Origin of the sequence: Streptomyces sp. NPDC004111 (assembly GCF_042874215.1) — a bacterium.
Classification (GTDB): Bacteria; Actinomycetota; Actinomycetes; order Streptomycetales; family Streptomycetaceae; genus Streptomyces.
The window spans coordinates 132,671-146,416 of record NZ_JBIAMU010000024.1 but is presented as its reverse complement, the minus strand read 5'-3'; the positions used below and the strand labels follow the sequence as shown (position 1 = coordinate 146,416).

Here is a 13,746-nt window from a genome sequence, read left to right as displayed (position 1 = left end):
GACGAGGCAAGCCGGACATGTTCCCGGCGGTCCCGGGGGCAGAGCGGTGACCACCATGGAGATCGCCGTTCTCGCGGCCACCGGAGCACTGCTCCTCGCCGCGGGCACCGCTCTCGGCCGGCTCACCGCCCGCCGCGGCGACAAGAACCTCGACCTCGGTACGCCGGTGGAGCGGGCCACCTTCCTCACCCTGCACACCGCCTCGCTGGCCGCGCCCCCGCTGCGGGCCGGCCTCACCGAGGACACCGCCCGCAAGGCCGCCCGCAGGCTGCGCACCCTGCTGGGCACCGAGACGCTCTGCCTCACCGACCGCACCACCGTCCTCGCCTGGGACGGCCCCGGCGCCGGGCACCACCAGGAGAAGGTGATGCTCAAGGTCGCCGAGATGCTCGACTCGGGCCGCAGCCAGAGCGTGCACACCGCGTGCGACGACCCGACGTGCCCGCTGCGCTGGGCCGTCATCGCCCCGCTCACCGACGAGGGCGGGGTGCTCGGCGCGCTGGTGGCCTACGGCTCGCGCGAGTCGGCGGTGCTGGTGCGGGCCGCCACCGAGGTCGCCCGCTGGGTCTCCGTACAGCTGGAGCTGGCCGAGCTGGACCGCTCGCGGACCCGGATCGTCGAGGCCGAGATCCGCGCCCTGCGCGCCCAGATCTCCCCGCACTTCATCTTCAACTCGCTCGCCGCCATCGCCTCGTTCGTCCGCACCGACCCCGAACGCGCCCGCGAACTGCTGCTGGAGTTCGCCGACTTCACCCGCTACTCCTTCCGCAGGCACGGCGACTTCACCCAGCTCGCCGACGAACTGCGCTGCATCGAGCAGTACCTGGCGCTGGCCGGGGCCCGCTTCGGCGACCGCCTCCAGGTGACCCTCCAGATCGCCCCCGAGGTGCTGCCCGTCGCGCTGCCCTTCCTCTGTCTGCAACCCCTCGTGGAGAACGCCGTCAAGCACGGTCTGGAGGACTCGCGCGAGGACTGCCGGATCACCCTCGCCGCCCAGGACGCGGGGGCCGAGGCGATCGTCACCATCGAGGACGACGGCGTGGGCATGGAACCCGACCGGCTGCGCCGCATCCTCGCCGGCCAGGAGCCCGCCACCGCCGGCATCGGACTCTCCAACGTCGACGAGCGGCTGCGCCAGGTCTACGGCGACGACTACGGCCTGGTCATCGAGACGGGGGTCGGGGCGGGTATGAAGATCACCGTACGGCTGCCCAAGTACCGTGCGGGCGTCCACAGTTCCACGCGCACCGCGGGCTAGCGGGCTCGCGCCTCGCGGCGCCGGTCCCGCGAGCGCCGTGCGGCGGTCGCGAGGAGCCTCGCAGGGGGTGCGCGGAGGGGGAGTTCAGAAGAGGTGCACCGACAGGTGCCCCAGCGGCAGTCCCAGCTGCCACGCGGGCAGCCACACCCGGGCGCTCTCGTCCACCCGGTCCACCCCGTCCAGCAGGTCCGGGTCCACCACCTCCTCGCCGTCGATCCCCGTGCCGCCCAGGTCGGTGGCGAGCAGTTCGGTCGACTCCAGCCAGCGCCAGGAGGCCCGTGCCAGTTCGAGGTCGGGGCCCTCGGCGTCGCCCCGGGCGGCGAACCGCTCCCGTACCCACTGCTCCCACGGGTGGCCGTACGCGGTCAGCGACAGCCACTCGTCGAGCTGGGAGATCACCCCCACCCCGGACAGTTCGTCGGTCGAGTCCGACAGGTAGACGGTCAGGGCGAGGGCCTCGCGGCCCGCGCGGAACTCCAGCGTGCCGGGCGGGATCAACTGCCCGGTGCGCAGCAGCTCGTCGGCGATGTACTCGGCGTACAGCCATGCCATCGGAACGGCAAGACTGCTTCCACCGGTGCCATTGGCGCTCTCGGGCAGCACAGCATTCCACCTTCTCCGTCGTGCTTTCGGTAGGCGGGGCTCCGGACAGGAGGCCCCAGGCGAAGAGCTTTCACGCTGAGAGGGGTTTGGCGGGGCATCTTTACTGAACTTGACGCCGTGCTTTCGAAATAGTCGCGCCTGCCCCGTGGCTCGGGAGGTCGGGGTCTACCGACGGTACGCGTGTGACGCGAGCGATGTCGCCGCCCCTTGTCACGCGGCGCCGCGGCCGGACCCCTCCTCGTATCCCGGAAGCACCCCGCGCAATGCCCGTAGTGCGTAGTGCGTACGGGATTTGACAGTTCCTTCCGGAATGCCCAGCACGGTGGACGCCTCCGCCACGGAGCGCCCCCGGAAGTACACCTGCACCAGTACTTCGCGGTGCTCCGTGCGCAGGGCGCGCACCGCCTCGCGCACGTCGAGTTCGGTGGCCGAGCGTTCGGCGAGGTCCTCGGGGGCGGCGGAGCGGTCCAGCACCTCGGCGCCGACCTCGTTGGGTCGGGAGCGGCGGGCGCGCCGCGCGTCGATGGCGAGCCTGCGGCCGACCGTGAACAGCCACGGCCGCATCGAGTCGTGCGCGCTGGTCAGCGCCTCCGGGTGCTGCCAGGCGCGGACGAACGTCTCCTGGACCAGGTCCTCGGCGCGCTGCCGGTCGCCCTGGGTGAGGCTGAGCAGGAAGCCGAGGAGCGCGGTGCCGTGCTCCTGCTGGAGGGCGGCCAGGGCGCGCTCGTCGGTGCGGGGGGCGAGGGAAGTGGTCACCGTTGACGCTCCTTCGGGCGAGCGGGGAAGGGCGGCCCCGGGCACGTGACGGCGATCACAGCCGGGCCGAGTTCAGGGGCGAAGATAACCGTCCGTACCGGGTTCCGCTGACCCCGCCGCGCACCGCGTGCGAACGGGCGGCCGGTGCGTGCGACGAACGGTCGCCCGGCGCGACGAACGGCACGGCGGGCGGCGCGACGAACGGTCGCCACCGCCCGGCCCCCCTCCGGTCCGCCCCCTCCGGCGCGCGGCCGTCACCGAACGGTCGCCACCGTCCGGCCCCCTCCTGCGCGCTGCCCGTCACCGCGTCCGGCAGCCGCCCGGGGCGCCGCGACGGCACGTGGGGCTGTTGGGGCGGGCTTGTCCGGGGTTGGCGGTAAAGGTCCTTGACTTCACCAGCCCGCCCGGATGGATTCTCTTTGCGCATATCCGGCGCATGTTCGAGACATTTCCACCACACGGGAAGCCGGTCCGATGACGAAGCGCACAGGGACGACGAAGCGCACCGCAACGACGAAGGGCACCGGGACTCCGCGGAGGTGCGCGGCCCTCGCCGTCGCCGCCCTGCTCCTCGCCGCCGGCACGGCCTGCTCCGCCGGGCCGGACGGCGCCGCGCGGGGCGCGGCGTCAACGGCCGGCGGCCAGGTGAAGCCGAAGGAGGGCGCACCCCGGGCGGGCGCCCCGCGCGACGGCACCCCCGCCGCCCCGCAGCGCGGTTTCACCCTGGTCGCCACCGGCGACGTGCTCCCGCACGACTCGATCATCCGGCAGGCGCGGGCGGACGCGGGCGGCGACGGCCACGACTTCGCCCCGATGCTCGCGGGCGTCAAACCGGTGATCTCCCGGGCCGACCTGGCGATCTGCCACATGGAGACGGTCTACGGCCCGGCCGGCGGCCCGTTCAGCGGCTACCCGGCGTTCGTCTCGCCGCCCGAGGTCGCCGCCGGGCTGCGGGCCACCGGCTACGACTCCTGCTCCACCGCCTCCAACCACACGCTCGACGCGGGCGCCGCCGGGATCCGCCGCACCCTCGCCGCCTTCGACCGGGCGGGCCTGGCCCACGCGGGCTCGGCCCGCACCGCCGCGGAGGCCGCCCGCCCCGCCCTGCTCAGGGCGGGCAGCGCCAAGGTCGCCCAGCTCGCCTACACCTACGGCACCAACGGCTACCCGCTCCCGGACGGGCAGCCCTGGGCGGTCAACCTGATCGACCGGAAGAAGATCGTCGCCGACGCGCGGGCCGCCCGGCGGGCGGGTGCGGACGTGGTGGTGGTGAGCCTGCACTGGGGCACGGAGTGGCAGGACGAACCGGACGCCGACCAGCTCTCCCTCGGCCGCGCGCTCACCGCGTCGCGCACCGGCACACGCCCCGACATCGACCTCATCCTGGGCACCCACGCCCACGTCCCGCAGGCCTACGAGAAGGTCAACGGCACGTACGTCGTCTACGGCATGGGCGACCAGATCGCCGGGACGATGTTCAACCACAGCGGGGCACAGGACGACCGCGGCAACATGAGCAGCATCGGCCGCTTCACCTTCGCCCCGCCCACCGCGCCGGGCGGGCGCTGGGAGGTCCGCAGGGCGGAGTTCGTCCCGCAGTACTTCGACCTCGAAACCAACCGGGTCCTCAACCTCGGCGCGCGGGGCGCCGGACACGAGGCCACGCGCGAGCGGATCCGGCGGGTGGTCCTCAGCCGCGGCGCCGCGAAGGCCGGCCTGACCATGGGCCGCTGAGGCGCCGGGGCCGGGCGGTGCGCGGCGGGGATGAGGGGCGACGGCTTCCGGTCACGGCACGACCGTGACCGGCCACCGTCCCGCCTTCACCAGACGTACCGCCACCGACCCCACGAACCGGTGTCCGGCCGACTCCGAGGCACCCACCACCACGGCGTCCGCCTGCAACTGGTCGGCGGCCGTCACCAGACCGTTGTACGGGTCACCCCGGAAGGTGTGGAACTCCCAGCGGATCTCGAAGATCCCCTTCACCCGCTCCACCGACTGCCTGATCTCCGCCATGAGGTCCTCGGCGACCTCCTCGGTGGTCCCGGCGACCGGGGCGCCCAGCGCGGCGCCCGACGGGATCAGCGGCTGCACGTAGACGAGGGCCAGCAGCGCGTTCTGCCGCCTGGCCAGCCCTCCCGCGTACGCCGCGGCACGCAGGGACGAAGGGGAACCGTCCAGTCCGGCGACGATCACCTTGGGGCCGTCGGTACCGCGTTCGAAGGTGTGGCGCTGTTGTTCGGGCTGTTCGGTCACAGAGCGGAGGTTATCCCGTGCACGGCGCGCGCAGAAAAACGAGCGCCCCGGCCCCCGGAATTCCGCCCCGGACCGGGCCGCGCGCAGGTGGAAGGCCCTACCCCGGGAGGCGTCGGGGCGCGGCGCTCCCTAAAGTGCCATGCATGAGTGTCAGCGTGGAGGAGACTCCCACCACCCGCAACCGCTTCCTCAGTCGGGTGCCCGACGGGTTCGCGGCCTTTTTCGGCCTGCTCGGCCTGTATTGTGCCCTGCTCGCGATCAGTATGCCCCTGCGCAGACTGGTGCGGCCGTTCACCCAGCTGCTGGAGTTCCTCACCGTCCCGGTGAGCGCGAACCTGGCGTACGCGGTGTTCTTCTTCCTGCTCGCCGCCGCCGTCGGCGCGCGCAAGAAGGTCGCGTGGTGGCTGGTCGTCGGATATCTGATCCTGCTGCTGGCCGGCGACGTCCTCTACATCGTCCTGGAGGACTGGGAGGCGCTCGCCTCCACGGTGGTGTGCCTGGCCGCGCTGGTGGTGCTGATCCTCGCCCGCAAGGAGTTCTACGCGGCCTCCCGGCACGGTGCCGTCCGGCGGGCGCTGGGCGTACTGGTCGCCTCCCTGGCCGCGGCCGTGCTCGTCGGCTGGGGCCTGATCTCGCTGTTCCCGGGCACCCTGGTGCCCGCCGACCGGCTGCCCTGGGTGATCGTCCGGGTCTTCGGCGGTGTCCTGTACGGGGAGTTCGACGGCCACGGCCCCCGCTTCCTGTACTTCCTCTTCGGCCTCTTCGGCGCGCTCGCCCTGCTGGCCGCCGCGGCCACCCTGTTCCGCTCGCAGCGCATGGAGTCCTCCCTGCACGGCGACGAGGAGCCGCGCATCCGGGCCCTGCTCGGCGCGTACGGCGCCCAGGACTCGCTCGGCTACTTCGCCACCCGCCGCGACAAGGCCGTCGTGTTCGCCCCCACCGGCAAGGCCGCCGTCACCTACCGCGTCGAGGCGGGCGTCTCGCTCGCCTCCGGCGACCCCGTCGGCGACAAGGAGGCCTGGCCGCAGGCGATCGAAGCCTGGCTGGACATGGCCAAGCGGTACGCCTGGGCGCCCGCCGTCATGGGCGCGTCCGAGGAGGGCGCCACCGCGTTCGCCCGCGCCGGACTCAGCGCCATGCAGCTCGGCGACGAGGCCATCCTCGACGTGAACGCCTTCGACCTCGACGGCCGCGACATGCGCGTCACCCGCCAGGCCGTCAACCGTGTCCGCCGCACCGGCGCCACCACCCGCATCCGCCGCCACTCCGCACTCTCCGACGCCGAGATGGAGCAGATCATCGACCGTGCCGACGCCTGGCGCGGCACCGAGACCGAGCGCGGCTTCTCCATGGCGCTCGACCGGCTCGGCGACCCCGAGGACGGCGACTGCCTCCTCGTCGAGGCGTTCGACGCCGACGGCAAGCTGATCGCCCTGCTCTCCTTCGTCCCCTGGGGCAAGGACGGCATCTCGCTCGACCTGATGCGGCGCGACCGCGGCGCGCCCAACGGCGTCATGGAGTTCATGGTCGCCGAGATCTGCGCCCAGGTGCCCAAGCTGGGCATCCGCCGGATCTCCCTGAACTTCGCCGTGTTCCGCTCCGCCTTCGAGGAGGGCGCCCGGATCGGCGCCGGACCCGTGCTGCGGCTGTGGCGCAGGCTGCTGCTGTTCTTCTCCAAGTGGTGGCAGCTGGAGGCGCTCTACCGCTCCAACGTCAAGTACCAGCCCACCTGGTACCCCCGCTTCCTCTGCTACGGGGACGCGGGCTCGCTCGCCCGGGTCTCGCTCGCCTCCGGCATCGCCGAAGGCTTCGTCGCCGTGCCCAGCCTGCGCAAGATGTGGGGCCGCGGACACAGCCCGCGCCGCACTTTCACCAACCCGGCGAGCACCGCCGGCCTGCCCTCCATCGAGGCACTGGGCCTGCTCGCCCCGACCGCCGGCGCCGACGCGGACCCCACCGCGCACCTGCCCGAGCAGATCCGCATCCGGCACCGCAAGCTGACCAGGCTGCGCGCCGAGGGCACCGACCCGTACCCCGTCGGCGTCCCCGCCGCCACCCACACCACCGCCGCGGTCCGCGCCGCCCACCCGGCCGTCGCACCCGGCACCCGCACCGGCGAGGAAGCGGTCGTCGCCGGGCGCGTGATGGTCGTCCGCGACTTCGGCGGCGTCGTCTTCGCCGACCTGCGCGACTGGTCGGGGGACCTCCAGATCGCCTTCACCCGGGACGGCTCGGGCAGCGACATCCTGGACCGGTTCACCGCCGACGTCGACTTCGGCGACCTGGTCCAGGTCACCGGCGAGATCGGATCGACCGACCTCGGCGAGCTGACCCTGTTCGTCACCCAGTGGCAGCTCACCGGCAAGTGCCTGCGCCCGCTGCCCGACAAGCGCCTCGGTCTGAGCGACCCCGAGGCGAAGGTGCGCAGGCGCTACGTCGACCTGGTGGCCAGCCCCGACGCCCGCGAGATCGTCCGCTCCCGCTCGGCCGTCGTCCAGGGCCTGCGCCAGGGCCTGCTGGAACGCGGCTACCTGGAGGTCGAGACGCCGATGCTCCAGCAGATCCACGGCGGCGCCAACGCCCGCCCCTTCACCACCCACATCAACGCCTACGACCTCGACCTCTACCTGCGCATCGCCCCCGAGCTGTACCTCAAGCGGCTCTGCGTCGGCGGCATGGAGAAGGTCTTCGAAATGGGCCGCACCTTCCGCAACGAGGGCGTCTCCTACAAGCACAACCCCGAGTTCACGATGCTGGAGGCCTACCAGGCGTACGCCGACTACGACGTCATGCTCGACCTCACCCGGGAACTCGTCCAGGGCGCCGCCACCGCCGCTTTCGGCTCGCCGATCGCCCGGAAGACGGACGCGGACGGCAAGGTCGTCGAGCACGACATCTCCGGGATCTGGCCGGTCAAGACGCTGTACGGAGCCGTCTCCGAAGCACTCGGCGAGGAGGTCGACGCGGACACCGAGGAGCCGCTGCTGCGCCGGCTCTGCGACCGCTCGGGCGTCCCGCACACCCCGGAGAACACCCGCGGCGACCTCGTCCTGGAGATGTACGAACGTCTCGTCGAGGAGCGCACCACGCTGCCCACCTTCTACAAGGACTTCCCCACCGACGTCTCCCCGCTGACCCGCCAGCACCGCAAGGACCCGCGGCTCGCCGAACGCTGGGACCTGGTCGCCTTCGGCACCGAACTGGGCACCGCCTACTCGGAGTTGACCGACCCCGTCGAGCAGCGCCGACGGCTGATGGCACAGTCGCTGCTCGCCGCGGGCGGCGACCCGGAGGCCATGGAGGTCGACGAGGACTTCCTCGACGCGCTGGAGTACGCGATGCCGCCGACCGGCGGTCTGGGCATCGGCGTGGACCGGCTGGTCATGTTCCTCACCGGCCGCACCATCCGCGAGACACTGCCGTTCCCGCTGGTACGCCGCTGAGGCGGACCCGGTAGTTCCATCGGGTGCAATCGGGATCGGCACCCGGAGTGGATCAATGCCTCGCACGCCACGGCGTGCGAGGCATTAATCATGAAAGAAGATCAGCAGTCACTCCTCGGCCGCCGCGGCCTCCTGCGCCTCGCGGCCTGTGTCGGGGCCGCGGCCACCGTGCACGTGCTGACCGCCGACCCGGCGGGGACGCCGGTGGCCCCGGCCGGGCGGACCCCCGCCGCGGGGCCGCCGCAGGCCGGCCCGCCGCAGGCCGCACCGCCGCTCAGGCCGTCCGCGTACCGGCTGCGCCCGATGACCGCGGGGGCGCCGCCCGGACTCGCCGCCGCACGCCCGCCGGTGCGCCGCAAGCCGTTCCTGCGGATGGACGCGCCCGGCCGCACCATGGTCCTCACCTTCGACGACGGCCCCGACCCCCGCTACACCCCGGACATCCTGAAGACCCTGCGCAGGTACGACGTGCGCGCGATGTTCTTCCTCTGCGGCGAGATGGCGGTCGACAACCCCGACCTGCTCCGCGAGATGGCCGACGACGGGCACGTCATCGGCAACCACTCCTGGTCCCACCCGCTGATCCCCAAGCTCACCCGCTCCCGCATCCGCGACCAGCTGGGCTCCACCAGCGAGGTGATCGAGAAGACGGTGGGCGCGCCGCCCCGCTGGTACCGGGCCCCCTACGGGGCCTGGAACCGGGCCTCCTTCGAGATCGGCGCCGACCTCGGCATGGAACCGCTCGGCTGGACCCTCGACACCCTCGACTGGACCGAGCCCGGCACCGCCACCATCCTCGGCCGGGTGCGGCGGGGGGCGGGACCCGGCGTCGTGGTCCTCTCGCACGACGCGGGCGGCAACCGTTCGCAGAGCGTACGGGCCCTGCGCGGCTACCTCCCCGAACTCCTCGACCGGGGCTACCGGATCACCGTTCCGCACGCCTGATCCGCGCCCGGTGGCCGCCCGCGGATCAGCGGGTGGCCACCAGACGGGCGTAGACGACCACATTGCCCGCGTAGCCGCTGTCCTTGGAGTAGCCGCCGCCGCAGGTGATCACCCGCAGCTCGGGCCGTCCCGAGTCGCCGTACACCCGGGCGCCGGGGAAGTCCTCCTTGGAGTACACCTCGACCCCGTACACCTCGAAGACCGCGGTGCGTCCGTCGAAGCGCTCCACCTCCACCCGCTGGCCCTTCTTCACCGAGCCGAGACCGAAGAAGACGGCGGGGCCGGTGGAGTTGTCGACGTGGCCGACGACGACGGAGGTGCCGCGCTGGCCCGGGGCGATGCCGTTCTGGTACCAGCCGGCGAGGTTGGCGTCCTGCGGGGGAGGGGCCTCGATCCAGCCCTCCTGGTCGAGCCCGACGTCCACCATGGGGGCGTTGACCCGCACGGAGGGGATGCGGATCCGGGAGGCCGGTGCGTACGGGAGCGCGGCGGGCCCGGCCGCCTGCCGCGGCGACGCGGGGCCGTCGGAGCCGTTGTCCCGGGCGGCAGCCGCCGCGGGCTGCGGCGGGCCGAAGCCGACGTCGCTGCCGTTGCGCATCAGGGCGAGCCCGGTGAGCATCGCCAGCGCCAGGGCGCCCCACGGCGCGCGTCTCCTCGGGTGCGCGCCGCGCCATTCCTGCCCCATGTTGCTGCTCCCTTCGTCGCGTCCCGCCCGGTCGTCGTCCCCGGGTGCCGCCCTTCTCCTACGGACGCTAAGGGCGCGGCGATACGGCGGCGAGGCACGGAGGGCGAACGGGTGGCGGCCCGGAATTCTGACGCCTTCTCAGAAACCGGACGGGTTCCGGGAACCGGCGTCCGGGGCGGGAACCGCGCGACCCCTTTCTGACGTCCCCTCAAAAACCCTTTCCGCGGGCGGTCGACGAGCCCGCGTGACCCATCCGCGCCAAGGCCCCGCAAAATCTTCGGCGGGTTCTCTGACGCCCCGTGACCTGCGAGTCCGTCAGATTCCGGGGTGCCGGGAAGGCGCGCCCCGTCACCGGTCCGGCGCAGTGTGAAATGCGGTATTTGCGGGGTCAAGTGAGGGTTCGTCATGGGAGGCGTACTCGTCGAACTTCCCGGGGCACCGCTCCGGAGCGTCTTCCCATGGAGGTCTTACGATGCGTGCTTCACGCGCCTGTGCGGCGACTGCCCTCGCCTGCGTCGCGGTCGGACTCACCGCCCCCACGGCAGCCGCCACCAACGGCCCGAGCGATGTGACGGTCAACCCCTACTCGGTCCACCAGGGCAGCACGATCTCGATCGCGGCGACCGGCTGCGGCCACGGCGGCACGGTGACGTCCAACGCCTTCCCGCAGGCCAGCCTGTCGGCGGGGTCGAAGGGATATGCGTCGGCCAGGATCAACAACCACGCCACTCCCGGCCACTACAACCTCGCCGTGAAGTGCAACGACAACGCGATGGTGGCCACCCACCAGTTCACCGTGCTGGCCGGCCGCGGAGCGCACGGCGGTCTCGGCGGTTCGGTCGGCCCGAGCGACACGGACGTCGCGGTCGGCGCCGGCCTGGTCGCCTCGGCGGCCCTCGGCGGCGCGATCTTCGTGGCCCGCCGCCGGACCACGGGCGGCAAGGCCTGACCCGCTCCGCCACGCCCGGGGTGACACGCCGGTGGGCCCGAGTCCCTGCACAGGACTCGGGCCCACCGGCGTCTCGTACGTGCCGTCCGCTCAGTGACGCCTGCTGCCCGCCGACCGGCGGCGCACCGCGTACAGCGAACCGGCGGCGGCCACCGCCACCAGGGCCGCACCACCGGCCACCTGGGTGGTGTCCATGCCGCCGATGCTGCCGCCGAGCCCGCCCCGCACACCGCGGATGGCCGCCGAGGCGGAGGTGACGGGGGAGGGGGACGTCACGGGTGAGGCAGACGCGGTGGGCAGCGAGGTCGAACTCGTCGTCGGGAGCCCGGAGGTGCCCGCGATCGTCAGCGTGAGCGATCCCTTGCTGCCGCCGCAGTTGAACGCCACGTCGTACAGGGCGCCGGGATCCACCCGCCGGCCGACCGTGGCCCGCGCGCTCCGCCCCGGCTCCACGACGACCGTGCCGAAGGCGGCGGAGGAGACGGTGGCGGTGCCGGGGCAGCCGCCCGCGCCGAGCGTGACCTGTCCGCCGGCCGCGATGCTGGACGGCGTCACGCTGAACGCGTAGGGGGCGGTGGCCGCCGCCGGGCCCGCCCGTTCGCTCCCGCCGTCGCCGTCCGCCGCCCAGGCCGGCGTACCGACCGCGGTCAGAACGACACCCAGGGCCGTCACTGTCGCGGTGGACGCGAAACGTATCGCGCGCATGGTGCTCCTTAGGGTCCCCGAGGAGCACGGCTGCGGAACCCGTTTCCGCAAATATCGGGAAATGCACCTCGATATCCGCGACGCTAGGAGCGCCCGGTGAGCCCCGCGATCACAGTCGCGCGAATGGGGGAAGGATGTCCCCCGGTTGGTCCCCGGGGCGTCCGACGGAAGGTCACGCGAGCGCGTGCGGGGAGGGCTTGAGGGGCGAGCGGCGTCTTCGACGGGGTCGCGGAACTCTACGTGCGCGCGAGGTCGGACTACCCGTCAGAAGTGGTCGGCGCCCCGGTGTCCGCCGCCGGGCGGAGGTGAGCCCGGCAAAGAAAACGTAACTCGGTTGCATGTGTATCTCGGTTGTGTTTTATTCGTTCCGTGCCGCAAGCCGCCACGGACCGTGGCGGCGCGGGGGCGGACCCAGCGAACCGAGGAGCAGGTGTGACCGGCAGGGCAGATGTGGCAGGTACGACGGGGAGTGTGCTGATCGTGGGGGCCGGTCCGACCGGGCTGACCCTCGCGTGCGACCTCGCCAGGCGGGGCGTGGGGGTGCGGATCGTCGAGAAGTCCCCCCAGCTGCCGAGGAGTTCGCGGGCCAAGGGTCCCAATCCGCGCAGCCTGGAGGTGCTGGAGGACCTGGGGGTGCTGGAGCGGGTCCTCGCCGCGGGCAGCACGCCGCTCGTCATGCGCAAGTACCGCGACGCGGTGGCCGTCGCGGACGCCGACCCGTACGCGGCGCAGCGGCCCACCCCCGCGGCCCCCTACGACCGGGGATGGCTGATGGCCCAGTGGCGGCTGGAGGAGATCCTCCGCGAGAGGCTGGCCGAATTCGGCGCGACGGTCGAGCTGGACACCGAGATCACCTCCTACGAGCACCGGGGCCACGCCGGGGACGGGCCCGACCCGGACTCCGGCGGGCGGATCGTCGCCCGCACCGCGCGCGGCACGTACATCGAGGCCGACTACCTGGTCGGCTGCGACGGCGGCCACAGCACGGTCCGCAAGCTCATGGGCGCCACCTTCGAGGGCACCACCCACGCCGAACAGGTCATGGTCAACGGCGACGTCGAACTCAGCGGCGCCGAGGGCCTCTCCCGCGACCACTGGCACCAGTGGTTCGACGAGGACGGCGCCGTGATGCTCTGTCCGATCCCGGGCACCGAGCGGAGCTGGTGGTACCAGGCCGGCCCCGAGCGCGCCCCCGACGGCACCCTCCTGCCGCCGTCCCGCGAGGGCTGCCAGCGCACCCTCGACCGGCACGCCCGCCTCGACGGGGTCCGCGTCAGCGACGCGGCCCTCCTCTCCACCTACCGCGTCAACGTGCGCATGGTCGACCGGTACCGCGAGGGCCGGGCCCTGCTCGCCGGGGACGCCGCGCACGTCCACCCGATCGCGGGCGGCCTCGGCATGAACACCGGCATCCAGGACGCCTTCAACCTGGGCTGGAAGCTGGCCGCCGTCCTCACCGGACAAGCGGGCGCCGCACTGCTCGACACGTACGAGGAGGAACGGCTGCCGGTCGCCGCCTGGACGCTGGACACCTCCTCCAAGCGGCTCGGCGACGTGCTGGCGGCGATCCGCGAGCCCGGCGGCGGACTGGACGCGGGCATCACCGAGGAGACGACGGCGCTGGGCCTCGGCTACCGCTGGAGCTCGCTCTCCCGCCGGACCGGAGGACCGGACACCGGGCTGCGTCCGGGGGACCGGGCCCCCGACGCCCCGTGCCACGCCACGGGCACGGGCACCCCCACCCGTCTCTTCGACGTCTTCGCGGGGCCGCACTTCACCCTGCTCGGCTTCGGCGCCGGGGCCACCGGGGCCCTGGCGGCGGTGGCGGCCCGGACCGCCGGCGGCGTCGCCGTGCGCACCTGCGCCGTGGACGCGGGCCCCGGCACCGGCCTCGCCGACACCGGGGGCCACGCCAGGGCGGCGTACGGCGTCAAGGGCGACGCCCTGGTGCTCGTCCGTCCCGACAACCACGTCGCCCTGTTCACGACGGCCGACGACAGCGCGGGGGTGCTCGACTACCTGCGGGGCCTCGGCCGCTGACCGGTCCGACGGCACGGGTCCGTACGTAGCGCGACGGGTCCGTACGGAACACGGCAGCCGTGCACAGGGCGGAGGGCTGCCCGTTCCCCTTCCCCGTACCCGCGGA

At 73.1% G+C, this 13,746-nt stretch carries 11 protein-coding genes; 6 read left to right on the top strand and 5 right to left on the bottom strand.

What is annotated here, in order from left to right; translation table 11 throughout:
• The first annotated feature begins 55 nt into the window (after positions 1-55).
• On the top strand, positions 56-1,258 hold the full coding sequence (locus ACFYVL_RS36990) for a sensor histidine kinase (protein ID WP_389253034.1): 1,203 nt from the start codon (positions 56-58) through the stop codon (positions 1,256-1,258).
• An 84-nt stretch (positions 1,259-1,342) separates the two neighbouring features.
• On the opposite strand, the gene ACFYVL_RS36985 is transcribed toward ACFYVL_RS36990, so the two are convergent.
• Both ACFYVL_RS36985 and ACFYVL_RS36980 read right to left on the bottom strand, forming a co-directional pair.
• On the bottom strand, positions 1,343-1,810 hold the full coding sequence (locus tag ACFYVL_RS36985) for a hypothetical protein (RefSeq protein WP_389252968.1): 468 nt from the start codon (positions 1,808-1,810) through the stop codon (positions 1,343-1,345).
• 261 nt (positions 1,811-2,071) lie between these two features.
• Positions 2,072-2,617 (bottom strand): sigma-70 family RNA polymerase sigma factor, encoded by a 546-nt coding sequence (locus tag ACFYVL_RS36980; RefSeq protein WP_389252966.1) that lies wholly within the window; start codon positions 2,615-2,617, stop codon positions 2,072-2,074.
• A 474-nt stretch (positions 2,618-3,091) separates the two neighbouring features.
• Between ACFYVL_RS36980 and ACFYVL_RS36975 the strand changes: the two genes are divergently transcribed.
• Positions 3,092-4,351 carry a CapA family protein gene (locus tag ACFYVL_RS36975; RefSeq protein WP_389252964.1) on the top strand — a complete coding sequence of 420 codons (1,260 nt, stop codon included), beginning with the start codon at positions 3,092-3,094 and terminating at the stop codon, positions 4,349-4,351.
• 51 nt (positions 4,352-4,402) lie between these two features.
• Here the strand turns inward: ACFYVL_RS36975 and ACFYVL_RS36970 are convergent, their stop codons facing one another.
• Positions 4,403-4,873: a universal stress protein gene (locus ACFYVL_RS36970; protein ID WP_389252962.1), complete on the bottom strand. Its 471-nt coding sequence runs from the start codon at positions 4,871-4,873 to the stop codon at positions 4,403-4,405.
• Positions 4,874-5,016: 143 nt separating this feature from the next.
• Between ACFYVL_RS36970 and lysX the strand changes: the two genes are divergently transcribed.
• Together lysX and ACFYVL_RS36960 are read left to right on the top strand one after the other, a co-directional pair.
• Positions 5,017-8,316 carry a bifunctional lysylphosphatidylglycerol synthetase/lysine--tRNA ligase LysX gene (lysX, locus tag ACFYVL_RS36965; protein ID WP_389252960.1) on the top strand — a complete coding sequence of 1,100 codons (3,300 nt, stop codon included), beginning with the start codon at positions 5,017-5,019 and terminating at the stop codon, positions 8,314-8,316.
• Between the two features lie 90 nt (positions 8,317-8,406).
• Positions 8,407-9,261 (top strand): polysaccharide deacetylase family protein, encoded by an 855-nt coding sequence (locus ACFYVL_RS36960; protein WP_389252958.1) that lies wholly within the window; start codon positions 8,407-8,409, stop codon positions 9,259-9,261.
• Positions 9,262-9,286: 25 nt separating this feature from the next.
• Here the strand turns inward: ACFYVL_RS36960 and ACFYVL_RS36955 are convergent, their stop codons facing one another.
• Positions 9,287-9,946: a class F sortase gene (locus ACFYVL_RS36955; protein ID WP_389252957.1), complete on the bottom strand. Its 660-nt coding sequence runs from the start codon at positions 9,944-9,946 to the stop codon at positions 9,287-9,289.
• A gap of 472 nt (positions 9,947-10,418) precedes the next feature.
• On the opposite strand from ACFYVL_RS36955, the gene ACFYVL_RS36950 reads away from it, so the two are divergent.
• On the top strand, positions 10,419-10,895 hold the full coding sequence (locus ACFYVL_RS36950) for a hypothetical protein (protein WP_389252956.1): 477 nt from the start codon (positions 10,419-10,421) through the stop codon (positions 10,893-10,895).
• Between the two features lie 90 nt (positions 10,896-10,985).
• Here the strand turns inward: ACFYVL_RS36950 and ACFYVL_RS36945 are convergent, their stop codons facing one another.
• The gene (locus ACFYVL_RS36945) at positions 10,986-11,600 is read right to left on the bottom strand and encodes a hypothetical protein (RefSeq protein WP_389252954.1); all 615 of its coding nucleotides are present in this window, start codon (positions 11,598-11,600) and stop codon (positions 10,986-10,988) included.
• Between the two features lie 432 nt (positions 11,601-12,032).
• Here ACFYVL_RS36945 and ACFYVL_RS36940 point away from each other — a divergent pair, with 432 nt between their 5' ends.
• On the top strand, positions 12,033-13,640 hold the full coding sequence (locus ACFYVL_RS36940) for an FAD-dependent monooxygenase (protein WP_389252952.1): 1,608 nt from the start codon (positions 12,033-12,035) through the stop codon (positions 13,638-13,640).
• Positions 13,641-13,746 lie beyond the last annotated feature (106 nt).

Excerpts from the sequence above, each read along its gene's own strand:
- ACFYVL_RS36990 (WP_389253034.1), top strand. The coding sequence starts at position 56 with ATGGAGATCGCCGTTCTCGCGGCCACCGGAGCACTGCTCCTCGCCGCG.
- ACFYVL_RS36985 (WP_389252968.1), bottom strand. The coding sequence starts at position 1,810 with ATGGCATGGCTGTACGCCGAGTACATCGCCGACGAGCTGCTGCGCACC.
- ACFYVL_RS36975 (WP_389252964.1), top strand. The coding sequence starts at position 3,092 with ATGACGAAGCGCACAGGGACGACGAAGCGCACCGCAACGACGAAGGGC.
- lysX (WP_389252960.1), top strand. The coding sequence starts at position 5,017 with ATGAGTGTCAGCGTGGAGGAGACTCCCACCACCCGCAACCGCTTCCTC.
- ACFYVL_RS36960 (WP_389252958.1), top strand. The coding sequence starts at position 8,407 with ATGAAAGAAGATCAGCAGTCACTCCTCGGCCGCCGCGGCCTCCTGCGC.
- ACFYVL_RS36955 (WP_389252957.1), bottom strand. The coding sequence starts at position 9,946 with ATGGGGCAGGAATGGCGCGGCGCGCACCCGAGGAGACGCGCGCCGTGG.
- ACFYVL_RS36950 (WP_389252956.1), top strand. The coding sequence starts at position 10,419 with ATGCGTGCTTCACGCGCCTGTGCGGCGACTGCCCTCGCCTGCGTCGCG.
- ACFYVL_RS36945 (WP_389252954.1), bottom strand. The coding sequence starts at position 11,600 with ATGCGCGCGATACGTTTCGCGTCCACCGCGACAGTGACGGCCCTGGGT.